The 24,920-nt window shown below is 40.8% G+C and carries 22 protein-coding genes and 1 pseudogene; 13 read left to right on the forward strand and 10 right to left on the reverse strand.

Going from position 1 to position 24,920, the window contains the following annotated elements:
• Positions 1-47: 47 nt before the first annotated feature.
• The 3 genes and pseudogenes from PAARA_RS20960 to PAARA_RS03555 form a co-directional block, all read right to left on the reverse strand.
• Positions 48-488: a methyl-accepting chemotaxis protein gene (locus PAARA_RS20960; protein ID WP_371352958.1), complete on the reverse strand. Its 441-nt coding sequence runs from the start codon at positions 486-488 to the stop codon at positions 48-50.
• Positions 489-587: 99 nt separating this feature from the next.
• Positions 588-1,367 (reverse strand): annotated as a pseudogene (locus PAARA_RS20965) (PAS domain-containing protein); the annotation flags it as partial.
• A 100-nt stretch (positions 1,368-1,467) separates the two neighbouring features.
• Positions 1,468-1,722: a YfhL family 4Fe-4S dicluster ferredoxin gene (locus PAARA_RS03555; protein WP_062567699.1), complete on the reverse strand. Its 255-nt coding sequence runs from the start codon at positions 1,720-1,722 to the stop codon at positions 1,468-1,470.
• Between the two features lie 594 nt (positions 1,723-2,316).
• Here PAARA_RS03555 and PAARA_RS03560 point away from each other — a divergent pair.
• The gene (locus tag PAARA_RS03560; protein WP_062567700.1) at positions 2,317-2,853 is read left to right on the forward strand and encodes a hypothetical protein; all 537 of its coding nucleotides are present in this window, start codon (positions 2,317-2,319) and stop codon (positions 2,851-2,853) included.
• A gap of 304 nt (positions 2,854-3,157) precedes the next feature.
• Here the strand turns inward: PAARA_RS03560 and PAARA_RS20870 are convergent, their stop codons facing one another.
• The 4 genes from PAARA_RS20870 to trhP form a co-directional block, all read right to left on the reverse strand.
• Positions 3,158-3,400: a S41 family peptidase gene (locus tag PAARA_RS20870; protein WP_062567701.1), complete on the reverse strand. Its 243-nt coding sequence runs from the start codon at positions 3,398-3,400 to the stop codon at positions 3,158-3,160.
• Positions 3,400-3,621, reverse strand: coding sequence for a S41 family peptidase (locus tag PAARA_RS20875; RefSeq protein WP_062567702.1), 222 nt, complete (start codon positions 3,619-3,621; stop codon positions 3,400-3,402). Before PAARA_RS20875 ends, PAARA_RS20870 begins: the two co-directional genes overlap by 1 nt.
• Positions 3,622-3,909: 288 nt before the next feature.
• Entirely contained in the window at positions 3,910-7,221 is a 3,312-nt protein-coding gene (locus PAARA_RS03575) for a bifunctional diguanylate cyclase/phosphodiesterase (protein WP_062567703.1), read from the reverse strand.
• Between the two features lie 121 nt (positions 7,222-7,342).
• Positions 7,343-8,728: a prephenate-dependent tRNA uridine(34) hydroxylase TrhP gene (gene trhP / locus PAARA_RS03580; protein ID WP_062567704.1), complete on the reverse strand. Its 1,386-nt coding sequence runs from the start codon at positions 8,726-8,728 to the stop codon at positions 7,343-7,345.
• Positions 8,729-9,203: 475 nt separating this feature from the next.
• Here trhP and ndk point away from each other — a divergent pair, with 475 nt between their 5' ends.
• The 10 genes from ndk (at position 9,204) to PAARA_RS03630 (ending at position 19,998) form a co-directional block, all read left to right on the forward strand.
• On the forward strand, positions 9,204-9,635 hold the full coding sequence (gene ndk, locus PAARA_RS03585; protein WP_036972405.1) for a nucleoside-diphosphate kinase: 432 nt from the start codon (positions 9,204-9,206) through the stop codon (positions 9,633-9,635).
• A gap of 175 nt (positions 9,636-9,810) precedes the next feature.
• Complete coding sequence (rlmN, locus tag PAARA_RS03590) at positions 9,811-10,941, forward strand: dual-specificity RNA methyltransferase RlmN (RefSeq protein ID WP_062567705.1); 1,131 nt, start codon at positions 9,811-9,813, stop codon at positions 10,939-10,941.
• 114 nt (positions 10,942-11,055) lie between these two features.
• Positions 11,056-12,714, forward strand: coding sequence for a type IV pilus biogenesis/stability protein PilW (gene pilW, locus PAARA_RS03595; RefSeq protein WP_062567706.1), 1,659 nt, complete (start codon positions 11,056-11,058; stop codon positions 12,712-12,714).
• Positions 12,711-13,589, forward strand: a complete 879-nt coding sequence (locus PAARA_RS03600) for a RodZ domain-containing protein (RefSeq protein ID WP_062567707.1) — start codon at positions 12,711-12,713, stop codon at positions 13,587-13,589. Before pilW ends, PAARA_RS03600 begins: the two co-directional genes overlap by 4 nt.
• Positions 13,590-13,594: 5 nt before the next feature.
• Entirely contained in the window at positions 13,595-14,713 is a 1,119-nt protein-coding gene (ispG, locus tag PAARA_RS03605; RefSeq protein ID WP_062567708.1) for a flavodoxin-dependent (E)-4-hydroxy-3-methylbut-2-enyl-diphosphate synthase, read from the forward strand.
• A gap of 133 nt (positions 14,714-14,846) precedes the next feature.
• Positions 14,847-16,121, forward strand: coding sequence for a histidine--tRNA ligase (gene hisS, locus PAARA_RS03610; protein WP_062567709.1), 1,275 nt, complete (start codon positions 14,847-14,849; stop codon positions 16,119-16,121).
• Between the two features lie 24 nt (positions 16,122-16,145).
• Positions 16,146-16,766 (forward strand): YfgM family protein, encoded by a 621-nt coding sequence (locus tag PAARA_RS03615; RefSeq protein WP_062567710.1) that lies wholly within the window; start codon positions 16,146-16,148, stop codon positions 16,764-16,766.
• 9 nt (positions 16,767-16,775) lie between these two features.
• Entirely contained in the window at positions 16,776-17,954 is a 1,179-nt protein-coding gene (gene bamB / locus PAARA_RS03620; protein ID WP_062567711.1) for an outer membrane protein assembly factor BamB, read from the forward strand.
• A gap of 75 nt (positions 17,955-18,029) precedes the next feature.
• Positions 18,030-19,499 carry a ribosome biogenesis GTPase Der gene (gene der, locus PAARA_RS03625; RefSeq protein ID WP_062567712.1) on the forward strand — a complete coding sequence of 490 codons (1,470 nt, stop codon included), beginning with the start codon at positions 18,030-18,032 and terminating at the stop codon, positions 19,497-19,499.
• A 118-nt stretch (positions 19,500-19,617) separates the two neighbouring features.
• A complete protein-coding gene (locus PAARA_RS03630; protein ID WP_062567713.1) occupies positions 19,618-19,998 on the forward strand; it encodes a VOC family protein in 381 nt (126 codons plus the stop codon).
• A 93-nt stretch (positions 19,999-20,091) separates the two neighbouring features.
• On the opposite strand, the gene PAARA_RS03635 is transcribed toward PAARA_RS03630, so the two are convergent.
• Together PAARA_RS03635 and PAARA_RS03640 are read right to left on the reverse strand one after the other, a co-directional pair.
• Positions 20,092-20,607 (reverse strand): TFIIB-type zinc ribbon-containing protein, encoded by a 516-nt coding sequence (locus PAARA_RS03635; protein WP_062567714.1) that lies wholly within the window; start codon positions 20,605-20,607, stop codon positions 20,092-20,094.
• Positions 20,608-20,627: 20 nt separating this feature from the next.
• Positions 20,628-21,215, reverse strand: coding sequence for a DUF4202 domain-containing protein (locus PAARA_RS03640; protein WP_062567715.1), 588 nt, complete (start codon positions 21,213-21,215; stop codon positions 20,628-20,630).
• A 278-nt stretch (positions 21,216-21,493) separates the two neighbouring features.
• Between PAARA_RS03640 and PAARA_RS03645 the strand changes: the two genes are divergently transcribed.
• A complete protein-coding gene (locus tag PAARA_RS03645; protein ID WP_062567716.1) occupies positions 21,494-23,902 on the forward strand; it encodes a bifunctional diguanylate cyclase/phosphodiesterase in 2,409 nt (802 codons plus the stop codon).
• Here the strand turns inward: PAARA_RS03645 and PAARA_RS03650 are convergent.
• On the reverse strand, positions 23,877-24,341 hold the full coding sequence (locus PAARA_RS03650) for a TlpA family protein disulfide reductase (RefSeq protein ID WP_062567717.1): 465 nt from the start codon (positions 24,339-24,341) through the stop codon (positions 23,877-23,879). The genes PAARA_RS03645 and PAARA_RS03650 overlap by 26 nt on opposite strands.
• Before the next feature lie 152 nt (positions 24,342-24,493).
• On the opposite strand from PAARA_RS03650, the gene PAARA_RS03655 reads away from it, so the two are divergent.
• Positions 24,494-24,829, forward strand: coding sequence for a zinc ribbon domain-containing protein YjdM (locus PAARA_RS03655; protein WP_062567718.1), 336 nt, complete (start codon positions 24,494-24,496; stop codon positions 24,827-24,829).
• The last annotated feature ends 91 nt before the right edge of the window (positions 24,830-24,920 follow it).

The raw sequence follows: 24,920 nt of genomic DNA on the forward strand, positions 1-24,920 counted from the left end.
ATAAGAATTAACTTAACAATTTGAATATAAATGAGAAAAACACATCTTTAACTTGTTAGTTGATTAGCAAACTGCCCAACGGCATCGACAACCTCCTGCGCTCCTTGCTGAATATCTTCCATGACTTTTCCTGATTCATTCGCTAATACTTGCCCCTGTTCAGCCTTAACTTTACCTTGCTCTATCACTCGCACGGTATTTTGCGTAAGAGACTGATTGTCTTTTACGACATCAACAATTTCTTCTGTTGCTTTAGACGTACGAGACGCCAATTGCCTGACTTCATCAGCTACAACAGCAAAGCCACGCCCTTGCTCTCCGGCACGAGCAGCTTCAATCGCGGCATTTAACGCTAATAAATTGGTTTGTTCAGCAATACTACTAATACTTTGCACAATATTGGCTATCTGTTGTGATTGCTTATCAAGCGCTGCTATTTCCTGTGCAGCCTGTTCCATTTGCTGCGCAAGCTCATCCATCACAGCCATAGTGCTTTGTAAAACGTGTGCACCTTGTTTGGCGAGCTTGTCTGTTTCTGTTGAGGTGCCATAAGCAATTTCTGCTGCTTGAGAAATAGCATGCTCACGGTTCACTTGATCAGTAATGACAGTGGCAAACTTCATTACCTTATACAACTCACCAAAATCATTCGTAATAGGGTTATAAGACGCTTCAAGCCATACGTCATTGCCATAGCGGTCCACTCGTTTAAAACGCTCAGCAATAAATTCCCCCCGTCTGAGGCGCTGCCAAAATGCTTCATATTCTGCGGAGTTAGCGACCTCGGGCTCACAAAACATACTGTGATGTTTACCTACAATATCGTCTTTTTTATAACCCATAGCCGCTAAGAAAGGCTCATTTGCATTAAGCACAACCCCTTCTAGATCAAACTCAATAACGGCCATTGAACGGTAGATAGCATTAATAACATCCCGTTGCTCGCGAGAGCTGGCAATGGCATCAGTTAACACAGTGCCATAAATCGCAAAATAATCCAGCTCACCTTCTGCGGTATGAACTGGGTGAGCAATTAAACGTAACCATTCGAGCTTGCCATCGAATCGAGCTATTTGTAGATGACCGACGCCATGCTCTTGACAGTCAATTGCGCGTTTTAACGCTATAAATTGATCACTACTTTTAGATTGAGGTGTAACTATGTTTTCAAAAGGAGAGTTGATTAGCTGCTCAAGAGAGAAACCTAATTCATCTAGAAAGTTTTGGTTAATATAAGCCATATCCCCATCAGCATTAAGCCTAAGAACTAACATTTCTTCATCAATGCCTGCTGTTAGATCTTTAAGCGGGTAGAGCTCTGCTTTTAATGCTGCAATTTCAGCTTCTAAAGACTTACCAAACCACATAACACACCTTAATTAATAACGTATTGTTGTTCCTAGAATTGTAGAACAATTAACGCAAGGTGCTACTTTAAAACCATTAAAAAGAATGAGTGTACAATGACTAAGACGTTTGAGAAGTGAGTTTGACGTACTTATCAGCAAGTTCATCGAGTGATTCTCGATGATTTGGATCGGGTTTAATGCAATCAATAGGGCAAACACTCACGCAAGTCGGATTATCGTAATGGCCAACACACTCAGTGCATTTATTAGGATCGATTTGATAAATCTTCGCGCCCATATAAATAGCCTCATTCGGACACTCAGGATCGCACATATCACAGTTAATACATTTGTTATTGATGAGTAATGCCATGACACACCTTTAAGCACGATAATGAGTATTGCCATTAAAATCCACATTATGGATTTCGGACGCGACGAAATTGCAGCCGCGTAATATAGATTGCAGCGAATGAAATTTCCTTGATCTAGATCAACCTTAGAAGTACCAAGAATTTTCTTCGACCGATGTTCTAGAGTTACTGCATCAGCGGTTATTTACCGAGCTAAATTGTTTGATGAGGAAGTAAGATGCTTTTTATGGAAGCTAAACAGATTTTTAGTGTCTGCAACAGTTATTAGGAGGTAACTCGTTTCTGTCCCAAAATAAGTCAGGGTAAATGCTCTAACGACTGCTTTGTGCGTGTAAAAATATAGTTGCTTATCTAGCCAAACTTAGGTGTAATGGAAGCATAATAATGACTGAGTAACGCAGGGATAGCTTAGCGTTGGCTTGATATCGCTTAGGCCAGAAAAAACAAATTCCCATAGCATAAACAACACCAACTCTGACACACCGAGCAGGTAGCGGCTCAGTCCAACAAGCTACACTACAACACAAACTGCGTGTCGCATAAATACTAAAATGTTAGTTTTTTTAAATATATCGGTAAAAATAAGGTAAACTATGAAGCATGATGTTTGGGTTTTAGTATTGGCTCCTGGTGATAAAGATTACTCAGATTTTTGTTTTGATACGGGTATTATCGGTACTGGTTGGGCTAGCGTAGATGGTTACCACCATGTATTAGCAAAAAGCGAACAGGAAATTGGACAAGGCTATGATCTCGCATACTCTGGTGAGGATTGGGCGGATAATGACAATCGCAATAAAGCAATTTATGCGTTAAATAAAATAGCAAATGAAATAAAAACTGGTGATAAAGTCCTAATCCGAAAAGGCAATAAAAAACTTTTAGCAGTTGGTGAAGTTACTGGGGATTATAAGTTCAAGAAAAATTGGGTTGGCAGAGATCTTAGTCATATCCGTGATGTTCGATATACAGCCATCGCAAGAGAACAAAATCTATTCGACATAATGGTTAAACACCTAGGTAAGCAATTTTCTATGGGGCATACTATTTACTACTTTGGAGAAATCGATCACAGCGTATGGGGTGGTTTTGTAGAAGGTTGTCGTGATAAATTGATGGAAACGCTATAAACCTAACAAGCAATTTAAGAGTGATTCCCAAGGCTTGGCACTTTTCATTCCATCGTTGGGTTTTGCGTTTAAGGTGGTATGGTTCGGTTTCGGGGTAGCGTTGCTCACACCTTAATTGGGCGTCACCGAATAAATACTCAAACTCATTTCTGTCCAAAAATGAGTTGTTTACCTGTTTACTCATCCCAATAAATTAGAATACATTGAGAAGCGACTCAATGTATTCTAATGATAAGCGCTAGCCTTGAGAGAGAAGCCATTCTACAGCTGCGTCAAAACCTTTATCAGTTCCATTTACGCGATCTTACAGGTTAAAAAATGACGTTTGAATCATCGGTGGGATACCTGTTTGCTCGTATAACACGCGCTGATTTGATAATTGTTTCATGTTAGAAAGCCCAAAGATAAAACCATTCGGTAACGATTTAATTAAACTACCCGATAACATTCCTTGCGTTGCCTCTCCTATTAATGTCACTTTTTCTGATGTACTAAGCATCAAAGTTGCAAGCTCAGCAGCAGAAGCCGTTGTGTTACTTATCAGCACTACAACGGGTTACCATAATTGTGTGCTGCGGGTGTGAGTGTTACAAACTGCTCAGGGGCAAACTGATTTCCGTAACGAGTACTTTTAATGTAGCCCGTTTGTGGGCTGGCAATAAAATACTCAGCGAGTACTTTTGCCAAATAAGTATAGCCGCCACCGTTAAATCTAAAATCAATAATCACACCATCTGTTAATTCGAAATCAGCGATAACTTGCTTCATTGTACTGTGCAGTAAAGCAAGTGCTTAAGGGTGCTTATTCCCTTCGGTATAGTCGTTAAAACTATCAATAAACAGATAACCTAACTTTTCGTGCGTCCCCCAAATAATGTGGTCATTAGCTGCAAATGATAAAGTGTCTGAAGATAAATTACTTAAAATAGCAGCCTGAATGAGGTCTTCACTCTCTTAGATGTACTGTGCTAAGACTGCCTATGAATAGCCACTTTATCGCCGTCTGAGATAAAAGTATATCCATTTAGCAAGGGCTTAATTGCCGCAGATATAATTTCAAGTAACACTGCTTGAAGATTGAATAAATCGATAAAGCGCATCGAGCGGAAGTGGTTTACTAAAATAATAACCTTGTACTTGTGAACACGCGAGTTCCTTAAGTATTTTCACCTGCTGCAGGGTCTCGACCCCTTCGGCAATTGACTCCATATTTAACGCGCTGGCTAAATCAATCATGGCTTTAACGATTGCTTTGTCTGCATCGCTGGGGTTTTCTAAATCATCAATAAACGATTTATCTATTTTGAGCTTATCGAGTGAAAAGTCTTTTAAATAATTCATCGACGAATAGCCTGTGCCAAAATCATCAATCGACATTTTAAAGCCGGCCTCACGTAATTTAGAAATGGTGTTTAATGCAAATTTGGGATTACCAATGGCAATGGTCTCGGTCAACTCAAGCTCGATACATTCAGGGTTAACGGAATGTGTTTGTAAAACCGCAATTAAATCACTAAGCAAATGCTTTTTAATGAATTTAGTCGCCGATAAGTTAATCGCAAACGTCAGTTTTGGCATATCACTTTCTTGCCATTGACGAACAGTTTTAACGGCATTTTCAAATACCCAGTCATCAATTTCACTGATGCGCCCGCAACTTTCAGCAATAGGAATAAATTCGGCGGGTGATACATCACCCAGTATTTCTGAGTGCCAACGAAGTAACACTTCTGTGGCAACGGTTATACCCGTTGCAAGTTCGATCTGTGGCTGAAATACCAACGAAAACTCATTATGTTCAATCGCATAATTAAGCGCATTTATAATCTGTAGCTGTCGCAGTCCAGACTTATTCATCTCCTCAGCGTAAAATAGCGTATTATTACGACCTAGCTTTTTAACTTCGAACATTGCTGACTCGGCCATTTGCAATAACGGCTCAAACTCTTTGCCATCAATAGGATATAAAGCAATACCAATAGAGGCCGTAACAACAATTAACTCATCATTGACCAATAACGGCTCGCTTATCACCCTTAATAATTCTTGTGTGCTTTTATTTATGGCGCCTGTTGATGTATAGGGAGTAATAAACGCAAAACGATCGCTTTGTAAACGCGCCACCATTATATGCTCCCCTAAAAAGCTACGAATTCTGGCACTTAACTTTTGCAAAACAAGGTTACAATGAGCTATCCCCATTGCTTTGTTTAGTATTTTAAAGTTATCTAAACCAATCAATATGAACGCAGCTTTCGAATCTTCGTGTGGCTTGGCAATTCCTTCAAATTCCATTTTTAATCTGTCTTGATTTGCCAGTCCAGTTAGTTGGTCAAAATAGGAAAGTTGATGAATGCGTGTTTCACTCTCAACTTCTTTAGTCATATCGTGTTGAAATGATATGTAATTGCTCACCTTGCCTTGTTTATCTAAAATTGGGTAAATTGTTGTTTGCTCAACAAGGGTTTTGCCATGCTTCGTCATATTAACTAACGCCCCTACCCAAGCTTGTTTATTTTTGAGTTGCTGCCACATTTCTTCATAAACAGAAGATTCTGTTAGCCCTGCACTTATTGTTTGAGGGCTTTGTCCTATTAGCTCATCGTAGTCATACTGGCACATGTCTAAATAAGCACGGTTCATATACTCAATTTTGGCATCTGTATTGGTAAACATAATGGGGTGTGGGTTTTGCTCAACCGCTTGTGACAGAATATGCATGCGTTTATTTAGGTTTATTTTATTAAACCACTGCCAAACAGACTCAGCCCATACTGTAAGCATGTTTTTGTCATGCACTGTGAACACTTTTTCGATATGTTGCAAAATGATAGCCATATGACATTTTCCATAGCGAAGAATTGGCACAACTAATAAAGAATTTGAATCACTCGGTAAACCAAATTCTTTTGCTTGTTTACGATTAACAATAACCGCTTCACCAACGGCTACTTTTGCTTGTAATTTTTCGGTACACACGGCAAATGTAGAACCATGTTCAGCTCTATAGGTAAGTTGCTTTTGTTCATTACAGATAAACAGCGCAGCACCATCACAGTTTGTTATCGCACGTGCATGCTCGACGGCATAATTTAGCAATACATCTTGGTCATCTTGAAAAGAGATTTCGGTCAAATGTAACAGACCTCGATTAAACTTACTCTGTTGTATCAGTGCAGCTACGCGGCCAACTTTTTCAGATACATCGCGAGCATTCACTAAATAGGTAGGGCCATTATTATCATATTCAAATAATGTAATAGAAAACTCAAAATGAATCACACGTCCGTTAAATGCAATAGGTAATGGATTCAACAAACACACCCCCGAACGTTTTGACTCTTTTAAACCTTTTATAAACTCTTGCGCATCTGAATCTGAAAATAACTCTAAGATGCTCTTCCCTACTATACTTTTAATGAAGATATGATTATCAGAATTATCACTAAAAACCTCACGAAATGTGCCATTTTCTTCAAGCTCGAATACTGAATCGGGTAATGCAGTCAGCGTTGCTGATAATTGCTTAGTTGAGTTTTCAAGTGCCGCATAGGGCTTAATAACGGTTTCTACAAAGAGAATTTTATAGAGTAAGAAATAAGTTAACCCTTTATAAACGTGACCAAAAAAGTTAAAGATATTGGTCGTGTGTGAGGTGTCATTAAATACTACAAAACATGTTTCGCTCAAAATAGCGATTACGCATACAAGGGTTCTGTCTGCTATGTTCAAATTTGCTCTAGGCTTGCTTAACTGAGAGGCGAACATAAAAGCTGCACTGGTATAAAGGACTAATACACTCAGCTCTATGATAAATTTTACGTGGCTTGCCCCTTTTCCTTGAATGTATATAGCTGATAACCATGGGGGCGAATAGAACATTATACTAGCAATACAGAAACTGAAGAACAGTAATGAAATTAATAATATATTGGCATTAAGAGGCTTATATTTAAACCAGATCCCCATCGCGATAATTAGAAATGCTGCGGCATTAAAAAGTCGTGCAATTAACCAAAAATTCAGCACTAAACTCATTTGCTCTTCACTTTCATGCATATTGTCATAAGCTAAAAAGTGCAAGGAGTCGAAAATAGCAACACACAACATTGTGCATGCAAGCAACAGCAACTGATAATTTTTAGTAAAATGCCAAGTATTCCAACCAATGGCAAAAATCAAAAACGAGATGACAACCGAAAACAACTCTACGCTGGTGTGCATAGCAACATAAAACGGTATTTCAGCAATTAAACCAAACCACTCTAATAGCAATACAACGGCAATCAAAACAATACCCGCAACAATATATGGCAGCGTGTGTAAAAGCTCTCGATGATGGGATTTATGGACTAAAAATTTCACCATAACTTTTAATTAAATTTGTTAGTTGCCTTATAAAAAGGATAGTAAAAATAATTATTAGAGACAGTGAAATAGCAAAAAAGGTGAATAAAATGCGCTAAGTATGACCTAACGCATCTTGTTGTTAAGCTTTATTGAATGGGTTACGGGTATCTTGGTCGGCATCAAGGTTACGCATCAAAATAGCGTGGTCTAAGTCGATGTCTTCTGGCAAAGGAATTTTTACAATATGACCCGAGCCTTTTGCATCACTGATAGCCTCGCCTTTTTTATTTTCCATGAACTCAAGGTTAAAATTAATATTGCCTTTTGGCGTCATTAGTTCAAGTGAATGACCAGTACAGAATTTATTTTTCACATCAATTTCAACTAAGCCATTACTGTTGCGACCTAATACTTCACCAACAAACTGCTGCTTATCAGATACCGAATGACCGTACTCATAATTTTGATAGTCTTGGTGCGCATGGCGCTTTAAAAACCCTTCGGTATAACCGCGGTGTGCTAAGTTTTCGAGGGTTTTAAATAAGTTCGCATCAAATGGACGGCCTGCAACCGCATCATCAATCGCTTTACGGTACACTTGCGCAGTACGTGCAACATAATAGAAAGACTTAGTACGGCCTTCAATTTTTAAACTATGCACGCCCATTTTAGTAAGCTGATCAACATATTGAACTGCACGTAGGTCTTTTGAGTTCATAATGTAAGTACCATGCTCGTCTTCAAAAGCAGGCATGTATTCACCTGGTCGGCCTTGCTCTTCCAGCATAAATACTTCGTTACTGGGTGCGCCATCTCCCAGTGTTGGGATCACCGCTTTAGGGTCGATTTTATGTACCATTTCACCGGTTTCATTCTCGGTGCCTGGTTTTACATCGTAATTCCAACGACATGCATTGGTACACGTTCCTTGGTTTGGATCCCGTTTATTAATATAACCCGATAACAAACAACGACCAGAATATGCCATACAGAGCGCACCATGAACAAACACTTCAAGTTCTGTATTCGGGCATAGCTGGCGAATTTCAGCGATTTCTTCAAGCGATAATTCGCGCGATAAAATGACTCGTTCAATACCTTGCTTTGCCCAAAAGTTAACTGTGGCATAGTTCACCGCATTAGCCTGCACAGATAAGTGAATTGGCATATCAGGCCATTTTTCACGAACCAGCATAATAAGCCCAGGATCAGACATAATTAGCGCATCAGGTTGCATAGCAATAACAGGCTCAATATCGCGTAAGTAGGATTTTACCTTGGCATTGTGAGGAGCAATGTTCGACACCACATACAATTTTTTATTTTGTGCGTGCGCTTCATTGATACCTATTTGTAGATTATCTAGGTCAAACTCATTGTTACGAACACGAAGGCTATAACGAGGCTGACCTGCATAAACAGCATCTGCACCATAGGCGAAGGCATAACGCATATTCTTTAAACTACCCGCAGGTGATAACAACTCAGGCGTAAAAGGACGAGGGGTCAAAATAGGTGACGACATGAAAGCTCCACACATCGAACCGAGTACAAGTCGGTTGCATGAATTAATAGAATAATTGAGCGCGGGAGTATAATAATCTGCCTATTTTTTTTATTGATCTAGATCATAATTGGCGATAACTCAGCAAGGTTGCAATGAGTCTATAAAAGACGACTGACTGTAAGATCCGCTTTTTTGTTCAAACTCAACTAAGTGCCCAAGATAATTGATTTTTGAGTTTACAATATGCACAAATAGAAAAGCCGCTACATGTGTACTTTCCCCTCAATAGTAATGTAAATTCCTAAGTTAAAATTAGCCCACAAACCGCGCTGAATCATCAAATAAAAACTGACCAGCAATAATCCCTCAGGTAAGGTCATGAAAATGACATGGATGCACTATTTAATAAAATTAGGAATTTTAACGTAAAGCGCGTATAATTCGCGGCCGTTAATATTTAACCTTTTAAATTTAAAATTATTGGAGCATAAAGATGGCTTTAGAGCGTACTTTTTCAATCGTAAAACCTGATGCAGTTGCTAAAAACCACATCGGTGCTATCTACAACCGTTTCGAAACTGCGGGTCTTAAAATCGTTGCAGCTAAAATGGTTCACCTTTCAAAAGAAAAAGCTGAAGGTTTCTACGCTGAGCACAGCGAGCGTCCTTTCTTCGGTGCTTTAGTTGAGTTCATGACATCTGGTCCAGTAATGGTTACTGTTCTTGAAGGTGAGAACGCAGTTCTTAAAAACCGTGAAATCATGGGTGCTACTAACCCTGCTGAAGCACTAGCTGGTACATTACGTGCTGACTACGCAGACAGCATCGACGAAAACGCTGTTCACGGTTCAGACGCTGTTGAATCAGCTGCACGTGAAATCGCATACTTCTTCGCTGACGAAGAAATCTGCCCACGTACTCGTTAATTTCGAGTTCACAGCTAAGTCTGTGATGCAGAAGAAAAAGGGCTTTCGGGCCCTTTTTTAGTCATTAGCTAAGCCTGTTATAAATCTGTTTAGCTAATGACTAAAGCGATTAAATAATATACAATCGCGCACCCAAATTATTAATACCATCACCGTCACTGATTGAGGTTGTTTCATGGCCACTGAAAAAAAGATTAACTTATTAGATTTAAACCGAGATGCAATGCGCGAGCTATTTGTATCGTTCGGTGAAAAGCCATTTCGTGGCGATCAGGTGATGAAATGGATTTATCATTTTGGTGTAGACAATTTTGACGACATGACGAACGTCAACAAAAAGCTGAAAGAGAAGCTTAAAGCTGAGTGTGAAATTGTCGCTCCTGAGATCTCAGTTAAACAAGTAGCAAGTGATGGCACCATCAAATATGCTCTTTTGCTACAAGGCGGCCAAGAAGTTGAAGCTGTGTGGATCCCAGAAAAAGATCGTGCAACTTTATGTGTTTCATCACAAGTTGGTTGTGCGCTTGAATGTACATTCTGCTCAACAGCACAACAAGGCTTCAACCGTAACTTAGCGGTGTCTGAAATCATTGGTCAAGTTTGGCGTGTCGCCAAAGACATCGGTTTAGATGGCGACAGTACTAAACGCCCTGTAACTAACGTTGTAATGATGGGCATGGGTGAGCCATTGCTTAATCTTAAAAACGTTGTGCCAGCGATGGAGCTGATGATGGATGATTGGGGTTTTGGCCTGTCAAAACGCCGTGTAACATTAAGTACATCAGGTGTGGTGCCTGCGCTTGATTTATTAAAAGAGAAGATCGACGTCGCACTCGCTATTTCACTCCATGCGCCAAACAATGAGCTGCGTGATGTACTTGTACCAATTAATAAAAAGTACCCAATTGAAGAGTTTTTAGCGGCGTGTCGTCGTTATATTGATGGCTCTAAAGCAAACAAAGACGTGACAATTGAGTACGTCATGCTGCAAGGTGTCAACGACAGCACAGATCAAGCCCATGAACTAGTTAAAACACTCAAAGGCACACCATCGAAAGTAAACCTGATTCCATTTAACCCATTCCCAGGTAATGAATATGGCCGTTCGAGCAATAGCCGCATAGACCGTTTCTCTAAAGTATTACAAGCTGCAGGTATTACCTGTATTGTTCGTCGTACTCGCGGTGATGACATTGATGCAGCATGTGGTCAGTTAGTAGGTGATGTTGTTGACCGCACCAAACGCCTAGCGAAAAAGAAAATGCGTGAAGACAATGCAATTTCGGTGAACATTCACCAAGCATAAACACGAAAATAAAAGATAAGCCTTTGTAGCAAGCCTGTTATTTTTAAAATAATAGATGCAACACAAAGGCTTTTCGGTAAGATAGGCATACGGAATCAAACAAGAGATTAGGTAATGCGATCTTTACTTGCCATAACTGTTAGTACTTTAGCATTAACAGGATGTGTCACAGAAAACAGCTATAACGGCAGTAACAAACCGGTTGTAGAGAACAAAATCAACAACACAGGTGCGGCACGCACACGTATAGCACTTGCTCTACAGTATTTAAAAACTGGCAATAACTCGCAAGCAAAATATAACCTAGAACGTGCTGCTGATTTTGCTCCTGAGCTCCCTGAAGTTCATTACTCTCTTGCTTATTATTATCAACAGGTTGATGAACCTGAACTTGCAGACAAAGCTTATCAACAAGCATTACGCATTGACCCTAATGATCCTAATACATTAAATAACTATGGTGTGTTTTTGTGCGGTATTGGTGAATATGACCGCGCAGCCGAAGAACTGCTTAAAGCTATTTCAATTCCGAGCTACATCCGAGTAGCAGAAAGTTATGAAAACTTAGCCTTGTGTGCTATTGAATTTGATGACTTTGAAAATGCAGAAAAATACTTAAAATCGGCCCTGAGTCATAGTTCACAACGCCCTTCTTCGCTGATCAGCCTTGCTGGTTTATATTATGCAAAAAGCGACTTGCATAAGGCACAAGAGGTCGTCGAAAAATATGAAGCGACCGGCAGAGTGACACCACGCGCGCTCATGCTAAGTTATTTAATTCAGCAACGCATGGGACATATAGAAAAAGCCCAAACCACCGCAGGGATTATTTTACAAACGTACCCAGGTTCAACTGAGGCCAAAGCAATTTCATCGGAGCAACTAAAACGCACTGAATTTGAAATTTTGCGCGAAAAGTATCGTCAATCACAGCTCAAAGAGCTACAGGTCTCAAACAACACCTTTGCTGTCAGTAAAGATCAACCCAAAATACGCATTGTGAAGAAAAAAGCACCGCCAAAAACTTCGCAACCACAAGTGATAGCAGCAAAAGTAGCAGCACCAGCAGCGCAACCATCAGCTGTAAAAGCTGAAAGTGCGGTTGTTCAAAATACGCCAACCGATAATTCAGTAAACCAAAAAACAACAATAGAAGAGCCAACTGAAGTAACAACTTCACCTAGCACGACAGTAGCAGCTCCCGTTGCAACACAGAGTGACGATATTACTATTGTCTCGTTTGGTGCGCCAAAAAAACCTGCCACCAAGCAGCAAACAACAGCGCAATCTCAAGCGAAAAGTAATGACGCGAGCACGGTTGTTTTTTACGAAGCAGAAAAAGATGAAAGCGTGTTTAGTGCAAACTCAAAAGAGACTCAAAACACCACCCAAACGCACTTTAGTGTAACGAACGAGCATACAAACTTACCGATGCTGAACCCAAGTGTACCTGCGCTGAATATCCCTTATCATATTATTCAAAACGGCGAAAACCTGTTTAGCATTTCGGTGCGATACAATGTTAAACTACAGAAAATTTTGCAGTGGAATGGCTTAAAGGAATCGGATCGTGTGCAAAACGGCACAAAAATCTATTTAAATGATCCGCACATTTATCACAACATAAATACCGGTGATACCCTTTTTGGCATTGCCACTGAGCACAGCGTGTTGATCGATCAATTAATGCGCTGGAACAAATTAAGTCCAGATGTTGCCCTCGAACCTGGACATAGACTCTTATTGGTAGACCCTGACTCATACGCATTATGAATGAAGAAAAAAATACAGAACAACCGCAAGAAACGCTCGGCCAAGTACTAAAACAGCACCGCGAAAAAGCGGGAATGAGCCTTGAGCAGCTTGCAGGTGCATTGAAATTATCAGTGTTACAATTACAACGTTTAGAAAATGACGAGCACACACTTCTTGGCCCTGCTACTTTTGTAAAAGGCTATGTAAAAAGCTATTGCCGAGAGCTAAAACTAGACTGCCAAGAGATTCTCACTCTCTTACCAGAACATGTTGAACCAACTAAAAAGTCCAACATGCAAAGCTTTTCTCGTCGCACAGAAAAAGAAGCGCACGACAGTCGATTAATGCTATTCAGCTATTTTATTTTAGCAATAGTCATTGGCTCATCCGTATTTTGGTGGTGGCAAAATAGCGCACCAAACTTAGAAGAGCCAGTGAATGCAGCCATGCCAAATCAGCTTGAAAAAAATGAGCCTGCGAGGCCGACTGAAGAGACGACAGCAGCTGTTCAGAATACAGAGCAAACAACTGGTTTATCTGAGCCGCAAAACACATCGTTAGATGAAACACCTGCGACACAAACTGTGGAACCGTCAAAACCTACGGTGTCTACCGCAATTGAAAAAACGAAAAAAAATGACCCTGAACATAGCACCATTGTAATGAACTTCAATGAAGATAGCTGGGTCGAAATACATGACGGCAATGGCGATCGTGTAGCCTTTGGTGTAAAAAAGGCAGGCTATGTGATGACAGTAACTGGCGCACAGCCTTTTAATATTGTGTTAGGCAAGCATCAAGTTGTTGATATTACTTTCCAAGGTGAAGCTATCGACACCTCGCACTTTGCCAAAAATCGATTAGCTAAATTTACTTTACCGTTATCAGAGTAACCACAATGTTTTCAGAATCTCCCATTAAACGCAGAAAATCGAAACGTATCAATGTAGGTAACGTTCCGATTGGTGACGGCGCCCCGATTGCTGTTCAGTCAATGACAAATACTGATACGCTTGATGTTGATGCCACTGTGGCGCAAATCCAAGCTATTCAAGATGCAGGCGCCGATATTGTTCGTGTTTCAGTCCCAACGATGGATGCTGCTGAAGCGTTTAAAAGCATTAAAGAGCAAGTGACTATTCCACTTGTGACGGATATTCATTTTGACTACCGAATTGCGCTAAAAGTAGCACAATATGGCGCTGACTGTTTACGTATCAATCCTGGTAATATTGGTAGCGAAGAGCGTATTCGTGCTGTCGTTGATTCTGCGCGCGAGCATAATATTCCAATTCGTATTGGTGTAAATGGCGGCTCATTAGAGCGTGACTTACAAGAAAAGTACGGTGAACCAACACCAGAAGCCTTGCTTGAATCAGCAATGCGTCATGTTGAAATTCTACAACGTTTAGACTTTGATCAATTTAAAGTGTCGGTTAAAGCATCTGATGTATTTTTAGCTGTGGGTGCGTATCGATTACTTGCGAAAGAAATTGACCAACCGTTGCACCTAGGTATCACTGAAGCAGGCGGTATGCGTTCTGGCTCTGTTAAGTCAGCCGTTGGTTTAGGAATGCTACTTGCCGAAGGCATTGGTGATACATTACGCGTTTCCCTTGCTGCAGATCCCGTGCAAGAAATTAAAGTGGGTTTTGATATTTTAAAATCACTGCGCATTCGCTCACGCGGCATTAACTTCATTGCCTGCCCTAGCTGCTCACGCCAAGAGTTTGATGTGGTAAGTACCATGAACCAGCTCGAAGAACGTTTAGAAGACGTTGTTGAACCCATGTCAGTGTCAGTTATTGGCTGTGTGGTAAATGGCCCAGGCGAAGCACTTGTTAGCGATATTGGTCTTGCAGGCGCAAATCGCCGTTCAGGTTTATACATCAACGGTGAGCGTCAAAAAGCACGTATCGATAACGACAACATTGTTGAGCAACTTGAAGGGTATGTGCGTGACTTTATCGCTAAAAAAGAAAAAGAAACGCCAATCGACATCAAAATAGTAGAATAATTAGCATATAGTCGGCAAACCCTTGGGTTTGCCGTTTACCTTTACCGTCCAAACGGTATAATAACGGGTCAATTTTTCAGTTTTCTTGATGCGCAGAACATTTTTGCGCAAGTACAGTATTTAGGATTTATCAGTGGCAAAACAAATTCAGGCAGTGCGTGGTATGAACGATTGTCTGCCAGGCGATACGCAAATTTGGCAGAAAGTAGAAGACATTTTACGTGAAACAGTTTCATCGTTTGGTTATCAAGAAATTCGTTTTCCTATTGTTGAGTCGACCGATCTTTTTAAGCGTTCAATCGGTGAAGTAACCGATATCGTTGAAAAGGAAATGTACACCTTTGCTGACCGAAATGGTGATAACCTAACTCTTCGCCCTGAAGGGACTGCGGTATGTGTGCGTGCAGGTAATCAAAATGGTTTACTGTACAACCAAGAACAACGTTTATGGTACATGGGCCCGATGTTTCGTCACGAGCGTCCACAAAAAGGCCGTTACCGTCAATTCCACCAATTTGGCTTAGAAACATTCGGCATCGCCACTGCTGATATCGATGCAGAAGTTATTTTGCTAACAGCTCAATTATGGAAAGAATTTGGTATCAGCGAGCACGTTCGTCTTGAGCTTAACTCACTAGGTTCTAACGAAGCGCGTGCTGAATACCGTGATGCACTTGTAGCTTACTTAGAGCAACACGTCGATGTGCTCGATGAAGACTCAAAGCGTCGTATGCACACTAACCCATTACGCGTTCTAGATAGTAAAAACCCTGATGTACAAGCTATTTTAACAGATGCTCCTAAGCTATCTGAGCACTTAGACGCTGAATCAAAAGAACATTTTGAAAATTTATGTGAACGTTTAGACGCCGCAGGCGTCGAATACACGGTAAATGAAAAGCTCGTGCGCGGCCTTGACTACTACAACCGCACCGTTTTTGAGTGGGTGACAGATAGCCTAGGCGCACAAGGAACGGTTTGTGCCGGTGGCCGTTATGATGGCCTAGTTGAACAACTTGGTGGTAAAGCCACGCCAGCGGTTGGTTTTGCAATGGGTCTTGAGCGCTTAGTACTGTTACTTCAAGCGTTAGAATCCGTTGGTGACATTCGCCGTAGTGCTGATGTATATTTGGCAGCCATGGGCGATAAAGCCAGTATTCAAGCACCGCTTATTGCCGCTCAATTACGTAAAGATGTTGCGGGCTTACGTGTGATGGTGCACGCTGGCGGCGGCAACTTTAAAAAGCAATTAAAACGCGCAGATAAGAGCGATGCATTAGTCGCGGTAATTATCGGCGAAGATGAATTAGAACAAGGCGTTGTGACTATTAAGTACTTACGAGAGCGTAAAGAACAAGTCACCCTAAAATTAGAAGAAGCGAAGACGCTACTTGCTGCGCTTATATAAGCCCAGTGAGCAACAGAGGTAAGCATGGATATTTATTCAACAGAAGAACAACAAGCAGAAGCGATTAAACGCTTTTTCCGTGAAAATGGTGTCGCACTAGCTATTGGTATTGTTGCTGGTTTAGGTGGTTTATACGGTTGGAAAGCGTATAACCAAAACCAAATCACAACAGCTGAAACAGCATCAGATTCTTTCACTAAACTTGTTGATAGCGGCGCAGTGTTAGACAAAGCAGATACGTTTATCAATGAGAATAGCGAATCAAGTTACAGTACTCTAACAGCATTTGTTGCAGCAAAAGAAGCAGTAGAAAAAAATGATCTTGATGCAGCAAGCGAAAAGCTTAACTGGATCATCACGAATGAGAAAAACCCTGAGTTAAAAGCAACGGCTGCAACACGTCTTGCACGTGTTCATATTGCCCAAAAACAATATGACCAAGCGCTGGCTACTTTAAACTCGCAGTTACCTGAATCATTTGCAGCAACTGTCGCTGAACTTAAAGGTGATATTTTTTCTGCGCAAGGTGATAAGGCTCAGGCACGTACACAGTATCAAGCAGCTGCTGACAAAGGGGGTCTTGAGAATAACCCTTTATTACAAATTAAACTTGATGACTTAGCACAAACTAGCCCAGCGGCGTAAGGGGTTAAGATGAAGAAGTTAACAGCGGCTACACTTGCTCTGTGTATTGCAACCCTAACAGGGTGTTCGTCAAGTGATGACGAAGAAGAATTAGTGCTGCCAGAAATCGTTAATCAATTTGAAACAGACATCATTTGGCAAGAATCAATCGGTGATGGTGTAGAGCATTACTTTTCTCGCCTGACACCTGCAGTGCATAATGATGTTGTGTATGTAGCGAACCGTGAAGGTGAAGTTGAAGCCCTATCGCTTGAAAATGGCGATACACTATGGCAAACAGACGTACGTGAAAACCCAGCATTTTGGCCATGGGAAAGTACAGAAAGCGCGAAGCTTTCTGGCGGTATTTTACAAGCATACGGCAAAATTTTTGTTGGCTCTGAGCACGGCTACTTAACCGCGCTTGATCGCGAAACAGGTGAAATTGCCTGGCGTAAAACCATGCCTGGTGAAGTACTGTCTAAACCAGCCGCCGGTGATGGTCTGGTGTTCGTTAACTTAGGCTCAGGTAAACTATTAGCTGTTCACCCAGATACCGGTGAAGAGCGTTGGCGCTTTGAACAAGAAGTACCCCCTCTTACGTTACGCGGGCAAAGCTCTCCAACCGTTGCAAATGGTGGCGTTCTACTTGGCCTTGAAACGGGCCGATTAAGCGTGCTTATTTCAGAAAATGGCTACTCTGCATGGAGTGCTGAAATTGCAACGCCAAAAGGGGCTTCTGAATTCGAGCGTCTTGTTGATGTTGATACACAAGCATTAATTAGTGGCCCATATGCTTACGCTATCGCCTATAATGGTAACTTAGCAGCTGTTGATATTCGTTCTGGTAATGTTGTCTGGAAACGAGAGTACAGCAGCTATCGTGACTTATCTATGGATAGCCAACACATTTACGTTGTCGATAGCGATGGCGTAATTTATGCTTTAGATAAATCATCAGGCATTGAACGTTGGAGTCAGCCAGCACTGCGCGGTTGGTACCTTACAGGACCAACCATTGCAGGGAATTATATAGCCCTTGGCGACCAAGAAGGTAACCTACATTGGCTAAATAAAGAAACAGGTGAGCTTGTTTCTCGTGAAGACTTTGACAGCTCAGGTTTCTTCGTTGAGCCTGTTGTTGCTGGTGACAAATTAATTTTATACACCCGAGATGGTGAAGTTAGCGCGGTCAAAATTCCAGACTAACTTATTAATATTACTTGTACTTTTTATAAGGCTTCGCTTAGCGAAGCCTTTTGTTGTTTTTTTAAGAGGTAGTTTATGCTTCCCGTGATCGCTCTTGTTGGGCGACCCAATGTGGGCAAATCCACATTATTTAACCGTTTAACACGTACTCGTGACGCCCTCGTTGCCGACTTTCCTGGCTTAACACGAGATAGAAAATATGGCCAAGCTGATTACGATGGCTATGAATTTATCGTGGTAGACACGGGCGGTATCGACGGCTCAGAACATGGTATCGAAACTGAAATGGCTGAGCAGTCGCTACTTGCGATTGAAGAGGCTGATATCGTCTTATTTTTAGTTGATGCCCGCGCGGGTATGACTGCCGCAGACCAAGCAATTGCTAATCACTTGCGTAAACAGCAAAAAAAATGCTTTGTTGTTGCCAATAAGGTAGATGGTATTGATGCAGACTCCTACTGTGCAGAGTTTTTCCAATTAAGCTTAGGTGATATTCATCATATTGCGGCGGCTCACGGCCGTGGCATCACACAACTACTTGAAACAACTCTACAACCTGTGATCGCTGAACTGGCAGGTGAAACAGAAGAGCTTGAAGAAAGCGATGACGAACTCGTTGATCTTTACAGTGAAGATGAAGAAGGCGAAGACAATGCGCAAGCCTTTGCCGATAAGCCTGTAAAGCTCGCTATTATTGGTCGTCCTAACGTAGGTAAGTCAACACTAACAAACCGTATCTTGGGTGAAGAACGTGTTATTGTTTACGATATGCCAGGTACAACACGCGACTCTATCTACATTCCGATGACCCGTAACGATAAAGAGTACATCTTAATCGATACCGCCGGTGTTCGTAAGCGCAAGAAAGTAAGCGATGTAGTTGAAAAGTTCTCAGTGATCAAAACCCTTAAAGCAATTGAAGATGCTAACGTTGTATTGTTAGTAGTTGATGCGCGCGAAGGTATTTCTGATCAAGACTTAAGCTTACTTGGCTTTGCTCTTAATGCGGGCCGCTCGTTGGTTGTTGCGGTAAACAAATGGGATGGCCTTGACGATTACGTGAAAGAGCGTATTAAATCAGAACTTGACCGCCGTTTAGGTTTTATTGACTTCGCTCGTTTACACTTTATATCTGCGCTACATGGTACCGGTGTTGGTCACTTGTTTGAGTCAGTGGACGAAGCGTATGAGTCAGCAACTAAGCGTATCAGCACAGCGATGCTACGTCGTATCATGGATATGGCACAAGCAGACCACCAGCCGCCACTCGTTCGTGGTCGTCGTGTTAAACTTAAGTATGCACATGCCGGTGGTTATAACCCGCCACGTATCGTTATTCATGGTAACCAAGTGCATGACTTACCAGACAGCTACAAGCGCTACCTAATGAATTACTATCGTAAAGCATTAGGTATTATGGGCACGCCAATCAAAATTGAATTCAGAGAAGGCGATAACCCATACGCAGGCCGTACCAATAAAGTAACGCTATCGCAAAAACGTAAAATACGTGCCTTTGCAAAAGAAAACCGTAATAAATCTTAACGACGGTATCTATTAAGATGAAAACCTTGTAATTAACACTTACAAGGTTTTTTTATCTCTGCAAAATCGTAAAAAGTATGCTTTATTTAAAGAATCAATAATCACTTTGAGTGTACAAATGGAGTTTATAAGTCAGGTTATTTACGTCGATAACGTAGAAGAAGTACTCGACTTTTACTATCAAGCATTTGCTTTAAATACCAATCATATCAGTGATGATGCAGAGTATGGCGAGCTCGTAACGGGCACTGTAAAACTAGCATTTGCCACTCACCCATATGCCCAATCTTATTTTAAACAAGGCTACATTCGCGCCCATCCAAAGCAACCTGCGCTTGGCTTTGAGCTACGTTTTAGTTGTAAGAACTTAGTTGAAAGCTACGATAAAGCGGTGCTCGCAGGGGCAGAGCCTTTATGCCCACCAATCAAAAAAGATGCTCAACACTATGCCTATGTTCGCGCAATCGAGGGCACCCTCATTTGTCTAGTAGAGATTTAAATTACCATTTTTAAGTAATTAATTACGCTTAAAAACCCCTGCTCTTTGAACAATGAATTTCCTAAAGTTTAACTACCGAGGTTATACAAGTAATCACTCATTCAACAAAGACAAATACGCAAGCTCTGCGAGCTTTTGTAGGTTCGAGTTTTCATCGGCAGCAGACTTTTCTACATGAATATGATGACGCCGTTTTGGGATTTTAACTTGAATAAAGCCATTGTTATTTGCCATGTCGATGCGCAGCATTTCACGCTCTTTTGGGGTTAGGTGATTCTCATGAATTTTTTCAAGTTCCCCATTATCTAGCCAAATTGCAGCGCAGTTCGGACACTCATCAATTTCAACCACTCTAAGCGGGGTAAAAAAGCGCCGCATCATGACAACATAAGGACACTTAGGACAATGAATCCGCTTTTTTAAATCTATTGACTCAGGTGGCAGTGTTTGTAAATGAGCCACCAGCACTTGTGCGGGCTTTAACCTTGGGTCGCTGAAATGAAAGATTTGTCGATTATCAAAAAACACACCGCCAGTTGGGGATAAATAAACCTTAATATCACCAATAGTTGTTTCTTCAAGCGCTACTTTTGTTCGCGGGCAATACATTTTACATCCTTGTTTTACAATTAATTTAGCGCTTTTGTAATTAGCGGTTTAAGCGGCTCAGGTAAGCTGATGTTACCAGCGAGTACAAATTCATGTGCTTCGTTTGACATTTTTTGCCATGTTTTACGAATAATGCCCAGCCATTTTTGCTCATCGTAATCAGGCTTGCTACTTGCAAAATCAAGCATGTAATGTTCAATAAACACAAGACTTGCGATATCTTCAATGAGTTGGCTGTCGGGATTACGTTTTATATTCTTTTTAGCGACTGCCGCATAGACACGCTCGCATTCATCTGACGAATAGCCTGCCTGTTGCATTAACGTTGTAACACGTTCAGCATGAAAATCATATAAAGCAGTACGCCATTGATAGTAGCCTTGTTTTCCTAATGGAAAGTCACTTCGAGGAGAGCGCCAACGTTCAATGTGTTGTCCGTGAGCTGCGATACACATCAATTCATCTGCCGATGGATTAAAACGCTGCAACATCTCACTCATACGCGTAGCGTACAGGCTCTCTTTGCCATAGGGTTTCCCATCTACAGTCACTTTATTAGGGTCTGCAGCATTCGCTTTATCTATGGCTTTAATAACACTTTGGTACATTGCTTTTACACTTCTAAATTTCAAGTTACTGTTTCTCGGTACAAATATTTGTACTTTTAACAGCAATAACGCCCTATTTTATGTCTACTAACTAGACAATAAAACAACCCTAAACTAGTATTTTTAAGAACCTGCTCAATACTTAAATTGCATTATTAATCGGGAATACGAACTCTTTGCGAAATAATAACAAATCTTCACTAAGTGTGATCTCTTTCATTCTGACTTTTTGCTTATTTTCGATTATTGCGTTTAAAGTTTATCTCGATAGACAAACAATGCATCATATTGAACAAGAGTCTGTTCTTGATAGTTATACAAACTATTTAAAAACAAACCTAGAAACAGCCTTGCTCGGTCCTTATTTAATTAGAGATGCGATGCGTGATGCCAGCTACACAAAGACACAGTTTGAAACGCTCGCCAAGCATATTCTAAAACATAGTGACGGTAGTCAAACCATCCAACTCGCCCCAAATGGCGTTATTACTTACAGTTATCCGCTTGTTACACACGAAGGAGTCATTAACAGTGATTTGTTTGCTGTCCCTTCAATAAGACCCTCACTAGAAAAAGCAATTCAAACAGAGCAAATGCAGCTTGATGGCCCAAAGCAACTTTCTCAAGGGGGGGCTGGATTAGTTGCCCGCTTACCTATATTCAACAAAGGCTCTTTCTGGGGATTCAGCATTGTAGTGCTTCGCTTTCCTGAGTTTATTAATAAAATAAAATTAAAACATGTATCCCACTCCCATATTATCGAGGTGTGGCAAAACAACGATGGTAACTACATTCCTTTATTAGGAGAGCATGCGTTTAATAATACTAAATGGGAAACACGTTCACTACCTGTCAAAAATCAATTATGGATTGTAGGGATAAAAGATGAATTTGCGTATCGTGCGTATGCTGAGATAGGCATTTTAACATTCATTGTTTTAGCTTTTTCGTCTTTAATTAGTTACTTAATTAGCATCACTTTGCGCCTGCGCGAACATGAAAAAAACTTAGAGTCATTGCTAACAAAGCGAACCAATGAGCTTTCTGAGCAAGCATTAGCCTTAAAACAGGCCCAAACACTGAGTGGTGTAGGCAGTTGGCACATTTCGCCTTACAGTGAATCGAGACACCTTTCTGCACAAGCGACTAAATTATTTAAAACGAAGTCACCTAAGCAGCCAATTCAACAAGTATGTGACCAAATCGATAGTGCCTATAAAAATGCATTTCTTAATTTTATAAACGCAAAACCAGCCAGCCCCAGTGAGCTTGAGTACACAATAAAAATCAATGGTGAACAACGCTGGTTTCATGAGTATGCTGAGTGGAATAACAAAACAAAAACCTTGGTGGGAACAGTAGAAGATATTAGTGCTGAAAAGCAAAAACAGCATGAACTATATCAACAAGCTCATTTTGATCCCATAACGGGATTAGCAAACCGCCACTACAGCGAAAAATATATCACCAGCCTATGCTCTAAAAACCAATATAACTCGGGTTTAACTCTAATTTGCCTAGAAATTAAAGGCTACAGGCAAATTGAAGACATGTACGGATATAAGGCGTCAAATGAACTACAAAAAGCCTTAGCCAATCGCTTAATTGAGTTTGCAGAGCAACACCAAGCATTCTGCTCTCATATTAAACTAGGCTGCTTTATGCTCTTGCTAAAAGAGGGAATTTTTGACGAAGAACTTGCAACTCTCATCGATGAACTACAACACCGTGTCGCGGGGCTGATTGAAACAGCAGGTACAGCTCATTTTTATCATTTTTATGTTGGCATAGGCTATCCGCACTTACAGAATTTAGATGCAGCAGAGCAAATTAACACAACATTAATTGCCATGAATGAATGCCACCGACAGAAAAAAGCCTACACCATTTACAGTCAGTCTCTTAAAGACAAACTAATCGCACAAAGTGATTTAGAAAGTGACTTAAGGCATGCACTTTCAACCGATAAACAACTTAGTATGGTGTATCAACCTATTGTAAATACAAAAGATGGAAAACTGATAGGCTGCGAGGCACTTATTCGCTGGCAACATCCTGTACGAGGTTTTGTATCCCCACAGGAGTTTATCGCCATTGCTGAGCAATCTGAGCTAATTAACCTCCTTTCGCGCTGGATTGTCGCAAGAGTCGCAAAAGATTGCCATAGCCTTGTGGCGAACAATATCCATGTAAAAATGTCGATCAACTTATCACGTAAACAATTTTCAGATGCGCACCTTGTTAATCGACTAACAAGTGAAAAAGCGCAGCTGTTTCCTGCTACACAAAAAATTAATTTAGAAATTACCGAATCAGCGCTATTTCAAAATACGCAGTATGCTATTAGTTTAATGCATGAACTCAAGGCCGTTGGATTTGACTTATCACTTGATGACTTTGGCACTGGCTACTCATCACTCGCTTCGATTCAGCAATTCCCATTAGATAATGTAAAAATAGACCGCGCCTTTATTTGTAACTGCGTTGAAAACCCACGCGATGGTTTATTTTTACAGACCATGAGTGACTTAGCCCATCAACTAAATCTGACTATCACCGCTGAAGGGGTTGAGAGTTCAGAGCAGTGGGAGCTGGTCAGCGATAAACGCATTGATTATGTGCAAGGGTATTTAATATCAATGCCTTTACCGATTGAGGAGTTTATAAAATTTGACCCTGTATTGTGAGATCAGCAGCAATACTTTGCTTTGGTTTCTCAATCATACGCACAAGCTCTTTTTCGTCATCGCTGACAATGATGGTAGGCGTATAACGCACATCGTATTGCTTAGCCAGACCATTGGGATCGCGTTTATCATAGCCTACCGCCACTAAACGCAGCGAATCTAACTGTACCTTTGCAGCATTGAGTAATTTTAAAAAGCGCGGTACTTCTCGTTTTGAGTCATGACACCAAGTGCCCAAAAATACCAATACTTGCTTCCCTTGCAGTGCTTTAATTTTTACAAGCTCTTCTTTGCTTGGCGAAAAGCTCTCATACTCTTTATTAAATGCAGGGTAATCTTTAAGTAACTCATCGGTGGTAATGTCTCCTCGGTGAGGAGCATCCGTTGCATAAGCCATACATGAAAATAACACTAACAAAGCAGCTAAAAATCGTATCATTATTATATTTCCCTTTCATAAAGCTGTATCACATTAACTTAGACAAAACTCATCAATTTAATAAAAATCAACGCTCATAAATGAGCAAACAATCGAATCCTTTTGCCAAAACGGTTAAACTACAAAGAATCAAATGATTAAGAGTGAAGTGTATGTCTTATCCTCCCTGTCCACAATGTAATTCGGAATATGTTTATCCGGAACAAAATAATCTTATCTGCCCAGAGTGCGCCCATGAGTGGAATCCTGATACGGTCAATGAAGATGACATTATCAATGTAAAAGACGCTAACGGCACGCTGTTGGCTGATGGCGACAAAGTAACCGTTGCAAAAGACTTAAAAATCAAAGGCAGTTCACAAGTCATTAAAATCGGCACCAAAGCGTTAATCCGCCGAGTGCTTGATAAAAAAGATCACGAACTCGACTGTAAAGTTGATGGTGTCGGTGAAATGATGGTGACAGCTAAGTTCGTTAAAAAAGCATAATTTGTAGCTCACTTTAATGGCAAAAATCGCGCCACGATATTAAATCGAGACGCATTATTGAACTCAGTTAATAAATAAGCTGTTGGCAGGG

It is taken from the genome of Pseudoalteromonas arabiensis, from assembly GCF_001550155.1.
In the GTDB taxonomy this organism is placed as follows: Bacteria; Pseudomonadota; Gammaproteobacteria; order Enterobacterales; family Alteromonadaceae; genus Pseudoalteromonas; species Pseudoalteromonas arabiensis.